The organism is Modestobacter caceresii (genome assembly GCF_000761485.1).
GTDB lineage: Bacteria > Actinomycetota > Actinomycetes > Mycobacteriales > Geodermatophilaceae > Modestobacter > Modestobacter caceresii.
The window spans coordinates 13,177-31,071 of record NZ_JPMX01000057.1; the positions used below are offsets into that span (position 1 = coordinate 13,177).

General features: G+C 72.9%; 15 protein-coding genes. 5 read left to right on the forward strand and 10 right to left on the reverse strand.

Translation table 11 applies throughout. The features are described from left to right. Positions 1-5 precede the first annotated feature (5 nt). From IN07_RS12740 to IN07_RS12760, 5 genes are all read right to left on the reverse strand, one after another. The gene (locus IN07_RS12740; RefSeq protein ID WP_036336276.1) at positions 6-983 is read right to left on the reverse strand and encodes an ABC transporter ATP-binding protein; all 978 of its coding nucleotides are present in this window, start codon (positions 981-983) and stop codon (positions 6-8) included. Then, positions 980-3,004, reverse strand: coding sequence for a dipeptide/oligopeptide/nickel ABC transporter permease/ATP-binding protein (locus tag IN07_RS12745; RefSeq protein WP_081975378.1), 2,025 nt, complete (start codon positions 3,002-3,004; stop codon positions 980-982). Before IN07_RS12745 ends, IN07_RS12740 begins: the two co-directional genes overlap by 4 nt. A gap of 4 nt (positions 3,005-3,008) precedes the next feature. Next, positions 3,009-4,037 carry an ABC transporter permease gene (locus IN07_RS12750; protein ID WP_197058469.1) on the reverse strand — a complete coding sequence of 343 codons (1,029 nt, stop codon included), beginning with the start codon at positions 4,035-4,037 and terminating at the stop codon, positions 3,009-3,011. A gap of 43 nt (positions 4,038-4,080) precedes the next feature. Next, entirely contained in the window at positions 4,081-5,664 is a 1,584-nt protein-coding gene (locus IN07_RS12755) for an ABC transporter substrate-binding protein (protein WP_036336277.1), read from the reverse strand. A 124-nt stretch (positions 5,665-5,788) separates the two neighbouring features. Further along, a complete protein-coding gene (locus tag IN07_RS12760) occupies positions 5,789-7,177 on the reverse strand; it encodes a serine hydrolase domain-containing protein (RefSeq protein WP_036336278.1) in 1,389 nt (462 codons plus the stop codon). Positions 7,178-7,336: 159 nt separating this feature from the next. Between IN07_RS12760 and IN07_RS12765 the strand changes: the two genes are divergently transcribed. The 5 genes from IN07_RS12765 (at position 7,337) to IN07_RS12780 (ending at position 12,663) form a co-directional block, all read left to right on the forward strand. Then, positions 7,337-8,743 (forward strand): serine hydrolase domain-containing protein, encoded by a 1,407-nt coding sequence (locus IN07_RS12765; protein WP_036336294.1) that lies wholly within the window; start codon positions 7,337-7,339, stop codon positions 8,741-8,743. Beyond that, positions 8,743-10,302, forward strand: coding sequence for an amidohydrolase family protein (locus tag IN07_RS12770; RefSeq protein ID WP_036336279.1), 1,560 nt, complete (start codon positions 8,743-8,745; stop codon positions 10,300-10,302). Before IN07_RS12765 ends, IN07_RS12770 begins: the two co-directional genes overlap by 1 nt. A gap of 78 nt (positions 10,303-10,380) precedes the next feature. Beyond that, the gene (locus IN07_RS12775; RefSeq protein WP_036336281.1) at positions 10,381-11,001 is read left to right on the forward strand and encodes a CAP domain-containing protein; all 621 of its coding nucleotides are present in this window, start codon (positions 10,381-10,383) and stop codon (positions 10,999-11,001) included. A gap of 170 nt (positions 11,002-11,171) precedes the next feature. Continuing rightward, a complete protein-coding gene (locus IN07_RS25265) occupies positions 11,172-11,312 on the forward strand; it encodes a hypothetical protein (RefSeq protein WP_156119170.1) in 141 nt (46 codons plus the stop codon). A gap of 277 nt (positions 11,313-11,589) precedes the next feature. After that, positions 11,590-12,663, forward strand: a complete 1,074-nt coding sequence (locus IN07_RS12780) for an AI-2E family transporter (protein WP_064972407.1) — start codon at positions 11,590-11,592, stop codon at positions 12,661-12,663. Between the two features lie 20 nt (positions 12,664-12,683). Here the strand turns inward: IN07_RS12780 and IN07_RS12785 are convergent, their stop codons facing one another. The 5 genes from IN07_RS12785 to IN07_RS12805 form a co-directional block, all read right to left on the reverse strand. Beyond that, positions 12,684-13,298, reverse strand: coding sequence for a hypothetical protein (locus tag IN07_RS12785; protein WP_036336283.1), 615 nt, complete (start codon positions 13,296-13,298; stop codon positions 12,684-12,686). Positions 13,299-13,486: 188 nt separating this feature from the next. After that, positions 13,487-14,062 carry a GNAT family N-acetyltransferase gene (locus IN07_RS12790; protein ID WP_036336284.1) on the reverse strand — a complete coding sequence of 192 codons (576 nt, stop codon included), beginning with the start codon at positions 14,060-14,062 and terminating at the stop codon, positions 13,487-13,489. Between the two features lie 147 nt (positions 14,063-14,209). Further along, positions 14,210-14,623 (reverse strand): hypothetical protein, encoded by a 414-nt coding sequence (locus IN07_RS24020; RefSeq protein ID WP_052091217.1) that lies wholly within the window; start codon positions 14,621-14,623, stop codon positions 14,210-14,212. A gap of 7 nt (positions 14,624-14,630) precedes the next feature. Continuing rightward, the gene (locus IN07_RS12800) at positions 14,631-15,467 is read right to left on the reverse strand and encodes a TIGR02587 family membrane protein (protein WP_052091218.1); all 837 of its coding nucleotides are present in this window, start codon (positions 15,465-15,467) and stop codon (positions 14,631-14,633) included. 374 nt (positions 15,468-15,841) lie between these two features. Then, a partial coding sequence (locus tag IN07_RS12805) for an ATP-binding protein (protein WP_231558273.1) occupies positions 15,842-17,895 on the reverse strand: 2,054 nt, incomplete at its 5' end.

Sequence of the window (17,895 nt, forward strand, 5' to 3'; positions counted from 1 at the left end):
GCCGGTCAGGTGGTGCGACCGGCCAGTGGCTCGGGTGCCGGCGCGAAGTGGCAGGCGGTGGCGTGCCGGTGGTCCGCCGTCGGCTCGGTGGTCCGGCACACCTCCCGCTCCGGGTGGACGAGCGGCCCGACCGGGCAGCGCGGGTGGTACCGGCACCCCGGTGGCGGGGCGTGCGGGTCGGCCGGCTCCGCGGCCGCCACCGCCGCCGGCGTCGGGTCGGCGGCGGACCGCGCCGAGCGGGCGTGCGCGGAGTCGGGCACGGCCGCGAGCAGGTCGCGGGTGTAGGGGTGCTGCGGGTCGGCCAGCACCTGCTCGGCCGGCCCGTGCTCCACGATGCGGCCCAGGTACATCACGGCGATCTCGCTGGCCACGTACCGGACGACGGCCAGGTTGTGCGAGATGAACAGCATGGACGTGCCCAGCTCCCGCTGCAGCCGGCGCACCAGGTTCAGCACCGTGCCCTGGATGGAGACGTCGAGCGCGGAGGTGATCTCGTCGGCGACGACCACCGCGGGCCGGGCGGCCAGCGCGCGGGCCAGCGCCACCCGCTGCCGCTGACCGCCGGACAGCTGGCCGGGGTGGGCGCCGGCCCGGGCCGGGTCCAGCTCGACCAGCTCCAGCAGCCGGGACACCTCGCGCCGCCGGTCGGCCGAGCCGGTGCCCCGCGGTACCGCCTCGGCGATGCTCTCCCCGATCGTCATCCGCGGGTCGAGCGAGGAGTACGGGTCCTGGAAGACCATCTGCACCGGCCGCGGGCCCGACCCGTGCCGGATCGGTTCCCCGTCCAGCAGGATCCGGCCGCCCGACAGCGGCGTGAGCCCCACGGCCGCGCGGGCCAGCGTCGACTTGCCCGAGCCGGACTCCCCCACCAGCCCGACGACGGCGCCGTCCGGCACGGTGAGGCTGACCCGGTCGACGGCGGTCATCGCCCGCCGCCGGGAGCCGTACCGGACGCTCACGTCGTCGAACCGCAGCTCGCTCATGCCCGCTCCCCCAGGGAGACCGCGACGGGTGCCGCTCCGGGGACGGCGAGGTCGGCGACCTCACCGGCGTGCCAGCAGGCCACCCGCCAGCCGGTCCCGTCGTCGGCGAGGGCGGGGTCCTCGGCCGTGCACCGAGCCGACGCCAGCGGGCACCGGGGGGCGTAGGCGCAGCCGGGCGGCTGGTGCGCCGGGTCGACCGGCCGGCCGGGGATGACCGGCAGCGGCGCGTCCAGGTCGACGTCCATGTCGGGCACCGCGGCCACCAGCGCCCGCGTGTAGGGATGGCGGGCGCCGGTGTCGAGCTCGGCCGCCGGCAGGTCCTCCACCACCCGGCCGGCGTACATCACCAGCACCCGGTCGCACACCTGCCCTACGACGGCGACGTCGTGGCTGATCAGCAGCAGCGCCACGCCGTCGGCGGCGCGCACGGCGGCCAGCAGGTCCAGCACCTGCCGCTGCACGGTCACGTCCAGCGCGGTGGTCGGCTCGTCGGCGACGATCAGCGTCGGCTCGCCCATCAGGCCCATGCCGATCATCGCCCGCTGGCGCATGCCGCCGGAGAACTCGTGCGGGTACTGGTGCGCGCGGCGCTCGGCGGCGGGCACCCGGACACTGCGGAGCCGGTCGACGGCGCGGTCCAGCGCCTGCCGCCGGTTCATCCCCTGGTGCTCCTGGGCCACCTCGGCCAGCTGACGCCCGATCCGGCGGGTCGGGTTGAACGACGTCATCGGGTCCTGGAACACCATCGCGAACGAGGTGCCCAGCAGCCGGCGGTGGCTGCGCTCGGACCCGGTCAGCAGGTCGGTGCCCTGGAACTCCAGCCGGTCCGCGGTGACCTCGCCCGGCTGCTCGACCAGCCGGGCGACCGCGAGCGCGGTGAGCGACTTGCCCGAGCCGGACTCCCCCACCACGCCGACCGCCTCGCCCCGGCCGATCCGGAAGCTCACCCCGCGGACCGGGCGCACCAGCCCACCGGGCCCCGGGAAGGTGACCGAGAGGTCCTGGACGTCGAGCACCGGCCGGTCCGCCGCCGGGCCGGGGTCGGTGGCCGGGGTGCCGTCGTCGGTGACCGCGGCCGGCACGGTGTCGGCCCGGGAGCGCCCGGGGACCGGGTACGCCCCGTTCACGGTGGCGGTCAGCCCGATGCCCTTGGCGACCGCCTCACCGAACAGGTTGAACGCCAGCCCGGCGACGACGATCGCGACGCCGGGGGCCAGCGCCGCCTCCGGGTGGATGTAGATGCCGCTGAGCCCGTCCTGCAGCAGCCGCCCCCAGTCGTAGCTGGGCGCCTGTACGCCCAGACCGAGGAAGGACAGCCCGGCGAAGGCCAGCAGTGCGCCGCCGGCACCGATCGTCGCGTTCACCACCAGCGGCTCGCCGATGTTGGGCAGCACGTGCCGCAGGAGCACCCGCACCCGGCCCACCCCGGCGATGCGGGCGGCGGCGACGAAGTCGCGGTCGGCGATCCCGGCGGCCAGCGTGTGGGAGAGCCGGGCGAAGGAGGGGGCACCGGCGAAGCCGATGGCCAGCACCGCCCCGGTCGCCCCCACCCCGAAGACGACGGCGAAGAAGAGCGCCAGCAGCAGCCCGGGGAAGGCGACGGCGATGTCGACCGCTGCGGTCACCAGCCGCCCGGCGCGCCGGCCCAGCAGCAGCGGCGCGGTGCCCAGCAGCAACCCGAGGACCACGGCGATCAGCGTCGCCAGCAGCGCCAGGCCGATGGAGAGCCGGGTGGCCACCAGCACCCGGGCGAACAGGTCGCGGCCCAGGGCATCGGTGCCCACCCAGTGCTCACCGGAGGCGCCCTGCATCGCCGCGGTGGTGTCCACGGTGTCGGCCGCGTCGGACCAGAACACCGGGCCGAACACCGCCAGCAGGAGCACCACGGCCAGCAGCAGGCCCGCTCCGGCGCCGACCGGGGTGCGGAGCACGGCGAGCCAGCGGGCCCTCGCAGCCGACCGCCGGGTGGGGGCGGCGGCCGGCTGGTCGACGGCGGTGGGCGGCACGGGTGCGGTCGTCATCGGCTCAGCTCTCCCGGATGGCCGAGCGCGGGTCCAGCAGCGCGAGCACCACGTCGACGGTCAGGTTCACCAGCAGCACCCCGGCGCCGTAGACGAGCACGATGCCCTGCACCACGGAGTAGTCCTTGAGCAGGATCGAGGAGACGATCGTGCTGCCCAGCCCCGGCCAGGCGAAGACGTTCTCCACCAGCACCGTGCCGGCGACCAGCGCACTGAGCAGCAGCCCGCCCAGCGTGATGGTCGAGGTCAGCGCGTTCGGCATGGCGTGCCGGAGGTAGACCTTCGGCGCCGGGAGGCGTTTGGCCCGGGCGGTGCGCACGTGGTCGGCCTGCAGCACCGAGAGCATCTCCACCCGCAGGATCCGGGCCAGCGCCGCGGCCGGCCCCACGGCCAGTGCCAGCACCGGCAGGACGTAGGAGCTCGCGCCCCGCTGGCCGGCCACCGGCAGCCAGCCCAGCTGGACGCCGAAGACGTAGACCAGGCCGACGCCGAGCAGGAAGTCCGGGACCGCCCCGGCGACGACGCTCGCCGAGGAGAACGCCAGCTCGCGTCGCCGGGCCCGCCCACCCCGGGTGAGCACGCCCATCGCCACCCCGATCGGGACGGCCAGGGCCACGACCACCAGGAACGCCAGCACCGCCAGCTGGGCCGTCGCCGGCAGCCGCTGGGAGATCACCTGCGAGACCGGCAGCCGGGAGGTCAGCGACGTGCCGAGGTCGCCGGTGAGCACGCCCTGCAGGTAGTGCACGTACTGCAGCCACAGCGGGTCGTCCAGGCCGAGGGACGCCCGCCGGGCCGCCACCAGCGACGCCGGCGCGGTCGGCCCCAGCGCGGCCCGGACCGGGTCACCCGGGATCAGGTGGATCATCAGGAACGACGCGGTGACCAGCACCCACAGCGAGACGACGAGCCGGCCGGCGCGCCGGGCGGCGAACCGCAGCCAAGGGCTGTCGAGCGCCGCGTCCACCCCTCGGCGCCCCGCCGTCGCGCCGGTGGCTGCCGTCGCGCCGGTCGCCGTGGTCGTGCTCGTCACCGTCGCCGCCTCTCCGCCGTCAGCGTCGTCGTCCGAGGCCGGGTCAGTCGACCATCCGGATGCTGGTCGGCTGGAGGACGTCCACGACCTCGAACTCCGTGCCGCTGCCGAAGAAGCTCACGTCCTGGTTGGCGAACGGCACGACGTCGGCGTCCCGGACCAGGGCGGCCTCCGCCTCCAGCCAGGTGTCGCAGCCCTCCGTGCCGATCATGGTCATCGCCTCGGCCACCAGCTGGGTGTAGTCGGCGTTGTCGATGGCGGCGAAGTTGTTGCCGTCGGGCACCGTCGGGCCGGACAGGAACGGCACCAGCTGGTCCGGGCTGCTGACGTTGACCGGGATCCAGGCGACGTCCCAGTCACCGGTGCCGAAGATGGTCTCGACCGCGGCGGTCTCGTCCTTCGGCGTCGTCGTCACCTCGGCACCGAGCTCGGTCCAGGCGGCGGCGACGAGCTCGGCGGCCGCGGAGCCCGGCGCGCCCAGGGCGCTGTCGTAGAGGAACGTCAGCTGCAGCCGTTGGCCGTCCTTGCTGCGCACGCCACCGGCGCCGGCCTCCCAGCCGGCCTCGTCGAGCAGCTGCTGGGCCGCCGCCAGGTCGTACTCGGGCAGCGCGCCGGAGATCGAGTCACCGGGGCAGGACGCCGGGGCGGAGGCGGCGAACGTGGTGCCTGGTCCGCCCCGGCCCGAGGTGATCACCTCGGCCAGCTGGTCCAGGTCGACCGCCTGGGTCAGAGCCATCCGCACCGCCGGGTCGGCCGTGGGGTGGCCCTCGCCGTGGTGGTACCACATCTCGCCGAGCACCGCGGTGACGGTCGCGTCGAACAGGCCCTCTTCCGCCAGCCGCTCGGCGTCCGGACCCAGGATCTGCGCGGCGCTGAGCCCTCCGGACAGCAGCAGGTTCGCCGAGGTGGTCTCGTTGCCGACGACCTGGGCCACGATCTCGTCGGGCATGCCCTCGACGTCGGTGCCGGCGCCGTCGGGGCCCCAGGTGTACCCCTCACGCACGGTGTAGGTGTAGTGGTCACTGGGGACGGCCTCGGTGAGCTCGTAGGGCCCGGTGCCGAGGGTCTCCGCGGCCAGTTGGTCGCGGTCCTCCAGGCCTGCGGCGCAGACCATCGGGACGCCGGCCAGGCCCTCCAGCACGAAGGGCGCGGGCCCGGCCAGGTCCATGGTCACGGTGCCGGTGGCGTCCTCCGCGGTGGCCTCGACGCCGGCCGGCACGAAGACCCCGAGGAAGGGGCTCTGGTTGGCCGGGTCGGCGATCCAGTTGAGGTTCGCCGCCGCGTCGCTCGCGGTGAAGGGCGAGCCGTCGGAGCAGGTGACGTCGTCGCCGATGGTCAGGGTGACGGTCTCGGCGTCGACCGTCCAGTCCTCGGCGATCCCCGAGACGACCTCCCCCTCGCTGTCGATGAACACCAGGGAGTCGTAGGCGAAGTGGCTGAGCTGGAAGAGGTCGCTGGCCGCCGAGGCCTGCGGGTCGAGGTTCCCCGGGTCGGAGGACAGCGCCATGGTGAAGGTGCCGCCGTCCACGACCTCCCCGCTGCCGCCACCCCCGTCGTCTCCACCGCCGCACCCGGCGAGGAGGAGCGTGGCGGCGGAGACGCCGACGCCGGTCCGGATGAGCCTCATGGTGTGTCCTCTCCTGATGCGGCGATTGCGAGAAGGCTGCCGCGCGACAGCCGCAGGTTCTTCGTCCGGGCGGACGAGGCCGACCGCACCGGCTCGTCGTGGGTGACGAGCCGTCCGAGCGGTGTCATCCGGCGACCCGCGGGACGGCGCGGCCGATGTGCATGAACCGGGCGTGCCCGGCGCCGTCGTCGCCGAGGAAGGCGAAGGGCACGTGCAGGCCGGACTGCGCCTGCACCGGGATCAGCGTGTCCGGGGCGAAGGAGACCAGCTCGCTGCGCTCGGGCTGCTCGCCCATCTCCAGGGCGATGTCCTTGGGGCGCATCTCCAGCCAGATCCGGCCGTCGTCGTCCTGGCTGACGACCAGGTCGGCCACCCGGCTGCTGTACGTGCCGGCGTACCGCGTCGCGTCGACCCGGGGCGGGTCGACCGGCGGCACCGGCAGCGCCCGCAGCTGCACGTCGGCCAGCTCACGCAGCACGTGGCCCACGACGTCCCGGTACAGCCCGTAGGGGTCCCCGCCGTTGGTGAGCAGCACGACGGCGACGCCCTGCTCGGGCAGGACCCGCAGGAACGAGGCCTGGCCGATCGTGTTGCCGTCGTGCCCGATGACCGGGGTGCCCTGGCCGTCGAACAGCTCCCAGCCCAGCCCCCAGGCGTCACCCATCACCCGGATGTCGGGGAGCTCCACCTGGCGTTCCTGCATCGCCGCGACCGTGCCGGCGTCCAGGACGCTCGACCCGTCGGCGGCCTTGCCCGCCTCCAGGTGCATCCGGGCGAAGGCGAGCAGGTCCCGCGCCCGCATCGACAGCATCGAGCCGGCCGGGGCGTTGGACCGGGCCATCGCCCACATCGGCGCCGGCACCTCCGCGGCCTCCGGCTCGGGGCGCACGTGGCCGACCGCGACCCGGTGGACGATCGCCTCGTACGGGCTGGCCGCGGCGTGGGTGAGGCCGAGGGGGGTGAACAGGCGCTCCGCCAGGCACTCGTCGAACGGCTTGCCGCGCAGCACCTCCACCAGCCGGCCGAGGAGGCAGTAGCCGGCGTTGTTGTAGGAGAACTGCTCGCCGGGTGGGAAGAGCTGTGCCACGTCGCCGAGCCCGGCGACGTAGCGCTCCAGGGCGTCGTCGCCGCGGCCGGTGTCGGTGAAGACGTCGCCCTCGAAGCCGGCGGTGTGGCTCAGCAGCTGGCGCACGGTGAGGGTGCGTGCCGCCGCCCCGTCGGCCAGCGTCAGGCCGGGCAGGTGCCGGCTGACCGGGTCCTCCAGGGCGACCAGGCCCTCGTCGACCAGCTGCATCACCAGGGTCGCCGTCCAGACCTTGGTGATCGAGCCGATCTGGAACAGCGAGTCCGGCGTCGCGGTCACCTCGGTCACGGTGCTGAGCACCCCGGCAGCGGCGTCGACCACCTCGCCCTCGGCGAGCACCGCCACCCCGGCGGCCGGCACCCCGTGCTCGGCCAGCAGCGCCGGCAGGTGCTCGCGGATCCAGGCTCCGACCTCGTCCAGCTTCGTCATGCGGGCACCGTAGGAGCGCTGGTCAGCTGGTTGTTCGTGGTCGCGGCCAGCGCTGCGCGGGCGCCTTCGTCGGCGCCGACGAAGATCCGTGACGGCCGGCGCGGCAGGCTGCGCCCGTGGGTCGGACCGGCCCCGGACGCCGACCGGACGGAGCAGCAGATGACCACGGCCACACGCCCTGCGATCGACCAGCAGCACTGGCAGCAGCGACTGGACGAGCTGGCCCGGCGACACGCGGTGCCCGGCGCGACGCTCGCCGTCCTGCGGCTGGGCGCCGACGGCGGCGCGGACGAACTGGTGGAGGCCGCCACCGGTGTGCTGAACCTGGGCACCGGGGTGGAGGTGACCACCGACTCGGTGTTCCAGATCGGGTCGATCACCAAGGTCTGGACCGCGACGCTGGTGATGCAGCTGGTCGACGAGGGCAAGCTCGACCTGGACGCCCCGCTGGTCGAGGTGCTGCCGGAGCTGCAGCTCGGCGACCCCGACGTCGCCAAGCAGGTCACCATGCGGCACCTGCTGACCCACACCAGCGGCATCGACGGCGACGTCTTCACCGACACCGGCCGCGGCGACGACGTGCTGGAGAAGTACGTCGCGGCGCTGGCCGACGTGGCACAGAACCACCCGCTGGGCGCCACCTTCTCGTACTGCAATTCCGGGTTCAACCTCGCCGGGCGGGTGGTCGAGGTGCTCACCGGCCAGACCTGGGACGCCGCCCTGCGCGAGCGCATCATCGAGCCCCTCGGGCTCACCCACACCTCCACGCTGCCGGAGGAGGCGATCCTGCACCGCGCCGCCGTCGGGCACATCGAGCCGGGCGAGGGCGCCGACCTGCAGCCGACGACCACCTGGCTGCTCCCCCGCTCGCTCGGCCCGGCCGGCCTGGTGAACGCCACCGCCCGCGACGTCACCGCCTTCGCCCGGCTGCACCTGCGCGACGGCCGCGGCCCGGACGGCGACGTGCTGCTGTCCGCGGCCGCCACGGCCCGGATGCAGGAGCTGCAGACCGACCTGCCGGACAAGTACTCGCTCGGTGACTCGTGGGGGCTGGGCTGGATCCGGTTCGACTGGGACGGCGAACGGCTCTACGGCCACGACGGGACGACGATCGGGCAGAACGCCTTCCTGCGGGTCATGCCCTCCCAGGGCCTCGCGGTGGCGCTGCTGACCAACGGCGGCCACCCCCGCGACCTGTACGGCGAGCTGTACCGCGAGCTGTTCGCCGAGCTCGCCGGGGTGCAGATGGCCGCGCAGCTGGAGCCGCCGGCCGCCGCGCCCGACGTGGACCACTCCGGCTACGTGGGCACCTACGAGCGCAGCTCGATCACCACCGAGGTGTTCGAGCGCGACGGTGGGCTGGTGCTGCGGATCATCCCGACCGGGGAGGTCGCCCTGTCCACCGGCGCGACCGTGGAGGAGCTGGAGCTGCACCCGGTCGAGCAGGGCCTGTACGCCACCCGGGCGCCGGGCGAGGAGACCTGGATGGCGGCGGTCTTCTACTCGCTGCCCGACGGCAGCGAGTACCTGCACTACGGCGCCCGCGCGCAACCGCGGAAGGCCTGATGCCCGCACCGGTGGCCGACCTCGTCCTGACCGGCGCCCGGGTCATCGACCCGGAGTCCGGCCTGGACGGGGTGCGGGCGGTGGGGATCACCGGCGGCGCGATCACCTCGGTCGGCGAGGCGGCGCCGCCGGCCCGGGAGGTGTGGGACGTCGCCGGGCAGGTGCTGGCGCCCGGCTTCATCGACCTGCACAGCCACGCGCAGAGCACCACCGGGCTACGGCTGCAGGCCCTCGACGGCGTGACCACCGCGCTGGAGCTGGAGGCCGGGGTGCTGCCGGTCGCCGGCGCCTACGCCCGGGCCGAGGCGGAGGGCCGGCCGGTCAACTTCGGGTTCTCCGCGTCCTGGACCGACGCCCGGATGCACGTGCTCGACGGGGTGCCGTTGGTGGCCGACGCCTCGCTGGACCTCTTCGCCACCCACCAGTCGCTGCCGAACTGGCGCGGTCCGGCCAGCGACCGGGACGTCGGCCGCATCCTGGACCTGCTGGCCGACGCCGTCGGCGAGGGCGCGCTGGGCATCGGGGTGCTCGTCGGTTACGCACCGGACAGCGGCCGGGCCGAGTACTTCCGGCTGGCCGGTCTCGCCGCCCGACTGGGCGTGCCGACCTTCACCCACACCCGCTTCATCTCCACCGCAGAGCCGGGCACCTCGCTGGAGGGCGCGCTGGAGGTGATCGCCGCCGCGGCCGGCACCGGCGCCCACATGCACATGTGCCACGTGAACAGCACCTCCACCCGGATGATCGACGAGGTCGCCGGCGCGATCGACGCCGCGCGGGTGGGCGGCGTCAGCGTCAGCACCGAGGCCTATCCCTACGGCGCCGGCTCCACGGTCATCGGCGCGGCGTTCCTCGCCCCCGAGCAGCTGCACCGGCTGGGGATCGGCCCGCGGCAGCTGACCTACCTGCCCACCGGGGAGCGGATCGCCGACGACCGCCGGCTGGCCGAGCTGCGCGCGACCGACCCCGGCGGCGGCGTCGTGGTGCACTTCCTCGACGAGGACGACCCGGCCGACCTCGCCGTCCTCGAGCGGTCGTTCACCCTGGCCGACACCGCGATCGCCACCGACGCGATGCCTCTGGTCGCCTCCGGCGGGAAGCCTCTGGTCGCACCCGGCGGGAAGCCCCTGGTCGCCTCCGGCGGGAAGCCCCTGGTCGCACCCGGCGGGGCCGCAGCGCCGGACACCTGGCCACCGGCTCCCGGACTGGTCACCCACCCCCGCTCGGCCGGTTCCTACGCGCGCACGCTGCGCTGGCTGGTGCGCGAACGAGGTCTGCTCAGCCTGACCGAGGCGCTGCGCCGCTCGTCGCTGCTGCCGGCACAGATCCTGGAGGGCGCCGTCCCGGCGATGCGCCGCAAGGGCCGGGTACAGGTCGGCGCCGACGCCGACCTCGTGGTCTTCGACCCGGACACGGTCACCGACCACGCGACCTACACCCAGGTCGCGCCGTCCAGCGGCTTCCGGCACGTGCTGGTCGCCGGGACGCCGGTGGTCCGCGACGGGGAGCTGCGCACCGACGTGCTGCCCGGCCGGGCGGTCCGGTCGGGAACAGTCTGAGCGGTCCGGCCGGTCACGGAACGGCCGCAGTGGACCCGCGCGGCGGCTGACCGGGTCCCGGCCGGGTACCCCGTCGCGGTGTTCCGCCTCCGTGCCGCCCTCGTCGCCGTCCTCGCCGTGCTGCTCGGCAGCACCGGCTGCGTCGTCACCTCCTCCTCCTCGGGGTCCGGCGCCCTGGTCGACTCCGCCCCGGCGCCACAGTCCGCGCCGGCCGGTGACGGGGATGCACCGGCCGAGGAGCAGATCGCCCGCGCCGTCTTCGACCGGGTGAACGCCGAGCGGGAGGCCCGCGGGCTGGAGCCGGTGGCCTGGAACGACGCGCTGGCCACGGTCGCCCGCGACTGGAGCGCGGAGATGGCCGACACCGGGGAGTTCGTGCACCAGGACATCCGGGAGGTCCTGCAGGGCGATGAGCTGGCCGGGTTCGAGTCGGTGGGCGAGAACATCTTCTCCGCGACCGGCCCGGTGCCGGCCGGGACGATCCACGCCGGCTGGATGCGCTCGGACGGCCACCGGGCCAACGTGCTCAACCCCGGCTGGGACCGGCTCGGGGTGGGCGTCTTCTGCGCCGCGGACGGCTCGGTGTGGGCGACCCAGGAGTTCGGTAGGACTGCAGGTGCCGACCGACCGGCGGTCGCCAGCAGCACGCCGCCGGTCGAGCCGATCACCCGCCCGGCCGACGACGGCCCCACCTGCTGACGGCGGCCCGCGCCCGGGGATTGCCCGACGCCTCCGGTCGGGTAGGCCCGCCCCGATGACCTCCGCCCTCTCCGTGCCGCAGCTCCCTCGCGCGCTCACCCGGACCCGCGGTCGGCTGGTACGGACCCGCGACCGGCTCCCGCGGCTGGCGGGGGCGGTTGCTCGGGCTGGTGTTGATCGCGGTCCTGCCGGTGGTCGTGTCCTCCGCGCTGGCCAGCGGCGGCCACCGGGTGTCCCCCAAGTGCTTCGCCGACTCCTCCGAGCGGTACGGGACCACGTCGCTGGCCACCGTCCTCCTCCTGGGACGCTGACTGCTGCTGGCCAACGCGGTGCTGCTGGTCAGGCACCGGGTCATGCTGCGTCGGGCGCCGCACCGACAGCAGTCCGAGGAGACGTGATCATGCGGGGCACGGGACACAGGAGCAGACGATGATCCGCCGGGCCAGGGCCAACGGCCGCCGAGACCGCCACCTGGACGGCGGCCCTCCTGCCGACGACCAGCACCCCGACCGGCCCGCCAGCACGGAGCCCTCCTCCGTCCCCGAGCCCCCTCGGCCTGCCGTCGCGGCACCCGTCCAGCCGAGCGTGATGCCGGCCTGGGCGCTGCGGACGATGGCCCTGGGCGGGGCCACGCTGGCGCTCGCGGCCGTCGTCTGGCTGGTCTTCTGGCTGCTCTTCCGGCTGCCCATGCTGACCTTCGCGGTGGCGGTCGCGGTCCTGCTGACCGCGCTGAGCGCCCCGGTCGCCGGTCGGCTGCGCCGGGTGGGCGTGCCCGGCGGTCTGGCGGCGCTGGCCGCCGTCCTGCTGCTGCTGGGTGTGCTGGTCGGCATCGGCTTCCTGATCGGTTTCCGGGCCGCCGCGACCCTGCAGGACCTGACCCGGCCACTGGCGGCCGGGATCGACCGGATCCGCGTCTGGCTGATCGAGGGTCCGCTGCAGTTGGACGCGCAGCAGGTCGCCGACGTCCGCAACGACATCGTCACCCGGCTGTACGAGGCCACCCCGAGCCCGGGTGCCGGGGCCCAGCTGGGCCTGTTCGCACTGGGCGGGCTGGTGCTGATCGTCTTCCTGGTGTTCTTCCTGCTCAAGGACGGAGCCGGGATGTGGGCCTGGCTGCTCGCCCGGGTGCCCGACCGGAGCCGGGCGCGGGTCGACGGCGCCGGCCTCGCGGCCTGGGACACGCTGGCCGGCTACGTCCGCGGCGTGATCGTGGTGGCCCTGATCGACGCCGTCGGCATCGGCTTCGCCCTGCTCGTCCTGGGCGTGCCGTTGTGGCTGTCGCTGACCCTGCTCACCTTCATCGGCGCGTTCGTCCCGATCGTCGGTGCGACCGTCAGCGGCGCGGTGGCCGTGCTGGTCACCCTGGTCACCAACGGGGTGACCGATGCGGTCGTCGTGCTGGTCGTCGTGCTGGTGGTCCAGCAAGTCGAGGGCAACGTGCTGCAGCCGCTGATCATGGGCCGGGCGGTCCGGCTGCACCCGGTCGTCATCCTGCTGGGGGTCACCGCCGGGGGCCTGGTCGCCGGCGTGCCGGGTGCCCTGCTGGCCGTGCCGCTGCTCGCGGTGGTCTACCGCGTCGTGGAGCACCTGCGGACCCACCCCGCCTCCGACGAGCCGCTCGACGGGGCCCACCCGCTGCCGGCTGCGGCTCCCCCGGCCTGACCCGGCGGTCACCCTCGGGCTCAGTCGAGGGCCGTCGTCCCGCCCAGCTGCACCTGGTCCGCGGCGATGGCGATCTGCCCGGCCTCCCCGGCGAAGAAGGCGTCCGGGTCGTCGAAGACCACGGCAGCGGCGATCCCGAAGTCCCGCTCGAAGGTCTCCGGGTCCACCGTCGTCGCCGTGCCGGAGACCCGGACCACGTCCTGCACCGCCAGTGGCTGGACCGGGGTCGCCGACACCACCGCCACGGCGCGCCCGGAACCGGTGGAGACGCGGAACGCGGTGCCGATGTCGGTGGTGGCGATGAGGCCGACGACCTCGGCCCGCACGGACACGTCTTCACCCTCGGTGAACTGCGGGGTCGGCTCCACGGGCGGCTCGGTCGGGTCGCTCTCGTCGGGCTCGGCCGTCGGCTCGGCGGTGGGCTCGGACTCCAGCGCCTCGACCCGCCGCTCCAGCGCGTCGAGCTCGTCCCGGACGTCCTGGAGGTCCTCGGCCGTGACCTCGGGCTCCACCGACGCAGGGTCCTGCCCGCAACCGACGAGGCCCGTCGTGACGACGAGGAGCACGCCGAGCGGGAGCGCCCGACGCCGCCAGCCGGCAGCCGGTCCTCGCAGCCGACGGTGGTCCCTGGTCATCTCGCTCCTTCGCTCGTCAGCGGCTGGCCGGGGGGTCTACGCCCGGTTGGCGGCCCGTCCCCGAGGGCCTACCCGGTCGGGGCAGCAGGTAGGCCGCCAACGTAGACGGCAGCGGTCGGGCCGGACCCCTCCGGCACCCGCCGACCGACCGCAACCCCGGGGCATGGCGCGAGGTGGCCGGGGGCCGGTCAGCGCAGGTCCCGCCGCATGACCAGACGTGGCATCCCGCTCGCCACGGCATCGGTGGTGCCGACCACGCGGAAGCCGGCTCGCTCGAACATCGACCGGGTCCCGACGAACGACATCGTCAGGTCCATGCGTCCCGGGGGGTCGACCGGGTGCGCCTCGACTGCCGGCGCGCCATGTGCAGCCGCGAAGGCGACCGCTCCCTCGATCAGCGGAGCTGTCACACCCTGTCGGCGATGGCCCGAACGGACCACGACGCAGACGATGCTCCACACCGGCAGGTCGTCGACCGGCCGGATGAGACGCGAGCCGGCCAGTCGGGTGATCTCCGCGCGCGAGCCGATGTTGCACCAACCCACCGGTTCACCGTCCCGGTAGGTGACCACCCCCGGAGGATGTTCGCGCTCGCACAACCGTCGCATGGCCTGCTCACGGCTCCCACCACCGAGCTCGTCGATCTCGGCGGCACGCAGCCGGTGGGACAGGCACCAGCAGTGGTTGGCGCGGCGGGTGCGGTTGACGACGTCAGCGAAGTCCTCGAAACGGTCCGGGGTCACGGGGTGCGTCTCCCAGGTCATGGACGCACTCCACCACGACCTGCCGACGATCCGCGCCGCCGTCTCCCGCCGGAGCCGTGCCGGCAGCTCAGCCACGGGCTCCGACCGCAGGATGCGTCGTGCCGCCTGCGTCAGCTGTCAGCGGCCGTCCAGATGTCCGTCCGACGGTCAGGGCAGTGTGTAGGCGGCTGGACGGATCTCCAGCCTGCCGTCGGTCGGGTCCTCGGAGAACAGCAGGGCCCCTGACTGCCGGCTGCTCGGGGCGAGGTAGGAGAACGTGGCGGTCGCCTGCTGGACCTCGCTGCCGTCGCGGGTGAGCACCCCGGTCACCTCGACCTGCTCGGCGGTCTGACCGCCCTCGTTGACCACCTCCACGGGCACTGCCCATCCGCCCTCGACCTGCTGGGCCGCCGCCGCCGTGACCGACAGCTGGGGACCGCCGTCGCGCACGACGGCCTGGTGGACGAGGAAGGCGAGGACCAGGAGGACCACCACCACCCCGAGGGCGCCGAGCAGGTACTCGCCGCGGCTGGTGTCGCCGTCGGGGGTCCCGGTCTCGTCCCGGTCATCGGCGTCGCTCACGTCGTCCTCACAGGATGAGCCGGGCGGCCGCCGCGCCCAGGCTCGCCGGCAGCGCCAGGACGACGGCCTCGGTGACGACCATGGCCGGACCCACCCCGTCGAACCGGCCGAAGGTCCACAGCAGGTAGGCCGACACGACCAGCGCGATGACGTAGCCGACGACGGTCAGGGTGAGGAATGAGCGCAGCACCCCGCCGACGGCCGGCTCCTGTCCTCGGAACCCGACCGAGTACACGAAGCCGTGCATCAGGACCAGGCACAGGACGACGAGGGCGACGGGGTGCCAGGCGCCCATCTTCGCCGCGAGCAGCACGACCTCCTCCGTGGGCGCGATGTTGGCCGCGAAGACGACCGCACCCGCCGCCATCAGCAGCAACTCGCCGCCGTAGGTGGTGGTCGGGACCCGCCGGCCGCCGACGCCGAGCTGGCTGCGCGCGAACGACGCGCCGACGGCGGCCGGGAGCATCTCCAAGCTGATGATCGACAAGGAGTCCTGCCAGCCCTGCACGGGCCTGATCACCGCGAGCACCCCGAGGACCAGCGCCGTCGCCACCGCGGCCATCACGAACGCCACTCCGGCGTCGGCCAGGTAGCCGGGCCAGCCGACCCCGGGCATCCCGGCGCCGAAGTGCTGGGAGAGGAAGACGACGAGCAGCACGGTCGCCGCCATGAGCAGGCCGAGGCGGTACCTCGGGATGGACAGGCCCAGCTGCCAGATCTCCATGGTCATCAGCAGCGGGAGGGCGAACAGCAGCGCACCGCCGAACGCTCGCCCGCTGCTCTGGGCGAGCAGGTGCCCGCCCTCGGTCCGGGGTGGCGCCGCCTGGTCACCCCGATCCGCCACCCGGCCAACCTAGAGGGCGACATCCCGGACGCGGCCTGGGGGGACGGCCGCGCTGTGCCCGAAGACGGCAAGGCCCCGCACGGATCACTCCGTGCGGGGCCTCACTCGATCGAACCGGCCCGGGCACCCCCGGTGAGGGGGCTGCCCGGGTCAGGGGTCAGCTGACAACTGTCATCCGAGGGTCGTTCCCAATCTCACCGCCGCTTGGAGCCCGCAGCAGCGAGGGACTCACTTGGCGGCTCCTGACGGTCAACATGCGCCTTCCTGCGATGCGACGGTCGGCGCGGTCATCACGCCACGATGGGCGACGGCGGCCCTTGGCACGCAGAGGCGGCTGGGCACCGCGAGATGCCACCGACGCACTCAGTGCAACTTCACGACAGCCCCACACCGTCTCCTTCCTGATCCTGCTCACCGCTGGGATTGATCCAGTGCTCGGCAACGTCGTCCCACGTGAAGTCCACATCGCGTTGCCGCGTCCATGTGTCCCAGTAAGCAGGGTCGTCGGATTGGGGACGCTGCTGCGGGGTGAGTTCATGCACTTCGACGAGCGTTGGAACGGGCGTGGCCCAGCCCAGCAAGATTGCCTGCCGGGACGGTAAGGCGGGAAGTTCGCGGAGCAGGTCTCCCAGTGCGTCGGGGACAAGCCTGCCCACCAGATCCTGATCGCGGTCATTAACGAGACGGTGCAACAGGAATGAGTTGCATTGAGACAACACTGTCGAGGACAGTTCGGAGGGACGCTGCGACGACAAGACAAGCCCAAGTCCAAACTTGCGACCTTCGCGGGCGATCCGCTCAAAGGTCTCCCGACAGAGGTCGCTGGTGGTGGGGATGTCCGACGCGCTGGCCCGGCTGCCGACGAAGTTGTGCGCCTCCTCTAGGACTAGCACTGTTGGTAGATCGCTGCCTGTTAGCCGCCGGACATGTTGCAGGGCCTCCATGACCACGCGAGCGAGAACCGCGACCACGGTGTGGACAACATCGGAAGCAAGCAGTGAAAGGTCGATGACGGCGATCTGGCCGTCAGAAGCGTCTTCGTTCCCGATGACGTCGGCGAGCCAGTCTGGGAACGACTGCTCCGTGTCGGGGCAGATGACCCGTCGCATGCGGGTGTCGGTGAGCATGGTCCGAAGCCGAGCCACGAGATAGGACGTGTGGGCGGAGCCGGTAGAGAACTCGCCGGTCTGGGAGAGCGCGTACATGTGCTCCGTCATGACATTGATGTCGAACCTGACAGGAGCGTCTTCGCTCACCTGCGTCGACTGACCGACCACACCGGTAGCGCTCTGGACGGCCTTCAGTGCTGCGACAACCTTGGACACCTCGTCGTACGTGTACGCAGTTTCATACTGCACATACTTAGGCAGATGCTTCTTGGCGACAGTGCTCAAGGCGTCCAGCAGGTCGCGCAGGGCGTCATCCATGCCGCTCTGCGCCAACTGCTCGAACACGCTGATCATGCTGTCAAGGGATGACGAGACGGACTTGTGTTGCGGGAACTTGGTGTACTGCGCCGGATCGTTGCTGTACCCAGTCCATAAGTCTAGGAAGCCGCGTAGTTGCGTGGCCAACATCGCCCGCCCTGACGCGTCCGGGTCGATGTTGTTGCGTAGGTTTCTAAGCGCCTGCTGAAGAAGGGGGCGCTGTGTTTGCAGCGACGCCCTCGTGATAGCGGCCCATTCGGCGCTGGACCAGATCCAACCGGGGACAGTCAGTTCGCGTTCGTCACCTTGGGGGCTGGGGCGGAATACGCGGACACCTGCGACGTCACTGAAGCAGTTGGCGTACTCGCCGTTCAGGTCCAGGACTATGAAACGGGCATTGGGCTGCTTGTCACTGCCGCTCTCTTCTAGCGTCTGGCGGGCTGCCTCAAGGGACCACCTGATCAGTCCGGCGACGGTGCAGGACTTACCGGAGCCGGTGTTTCCCAGAACCGCGAGGTGTCTCCCGAACAAGCGATTCGGGTCGATCCGGACATCGACGTCCCCAGCGAGCGGAGACGTCCCAATGCTGACGTGAGTGTGCTTGCTCGTCGTCTGGGCGATGGCCCGGAGTTGGTCCGCGGACGGGACCAGCACTGATTCACCGACGGACGGGTAACTGGGGATGCCACGTATCAACTCAGGCTCGGTCATGCCGTCGTGATCGAGCCAACGCAAGGTTCCCAGAGGCGCAAGCCGTAGGCGGCGGACGGGGAACGGCAGGTCCACGAGGGCTTTGTCGCTCTTGGCGGTGAAGTTGGCGTACGGAGAACGCTCTATCCCCACCCACGTAACAGTCCCAATGAGGAAGCCTGCTTCGCTTGGTATGAGCAGCCAGCCGTTGATGCGCGGGAAACGCTGAAGGTGGGCAGCGTTGAGAGCGGTGGCCTGAGAGGGTGTTGGGTAACTGATCCAGCGCGGTCGGTGAGGGCGCGATCTGTTCG

Bases quoted from the DNA above. Each gene is read 5' to 3' on its own strand.
- IN07_RS12745 (WP_081975378.1), bottom strand. From the start codon at position 3,004: ATGACGACCGCACCCGTGCCGCCCACCGCCGTCGACCAGCCGGCCGCC.
- IN07_RS12765 (WP_036336294.1), top strand. From the start codon at position 7,337: ATGACCACGGCCACACGCCCTGCGATCGACCAGCAGCACTGGCAGCAG.
- IN07_RS12770 (WP_036336279.1), top strand. From the start codon at position 8,743: ATGCCCGCACCGGTGGCCGACCTCGTCCTGACCGGCGCCCGGGTCATC.
- IN07_RS12785 (WP_036336283.1), bottom strand. From the start codon at position 13,298: ATGACCAGGGACCACCGTCGGCTGCGAGGACCGGCTGCCGGCTGGCGG.
- IN07_RS12780 (WP_064972407.1), top strand. From the start codon at position 11,590: ATGCCGGCCTGGGCGCTGCGGACGATGGCCCTGGGCGGGGCCACGCTG.
- IN07_RS12790 (WP_036336284.1), bottom strand. From the start codon at position 14,062: ATGACCTGGGAGACGCACCCCGTGACCCCGGACCGTTTCGAGGACTTC.
- IN07_RS12760 (WP_036336278.1), bottom strand. From the start codon at position 7,177: ATGACGAAGCTGGACGAGGTCGGAGCCTGGATCCGCGAGCACCTGCCG.
- IN07_RS12755 (WP_036336277.1), bottom strand. From the start codon at position 5,664: ATGAGGCTCATCCGGACCGGCGTCGGCGTCTCCGCCGCCACGCTCCTC.
- IN07_RS12740 (WP_036336276.1), bottom strand. From the start codon at position 983: ATGAGCGAGCTGCGGTTCGACGACGTGAGCGTCCGGTACGGCTCCCGG.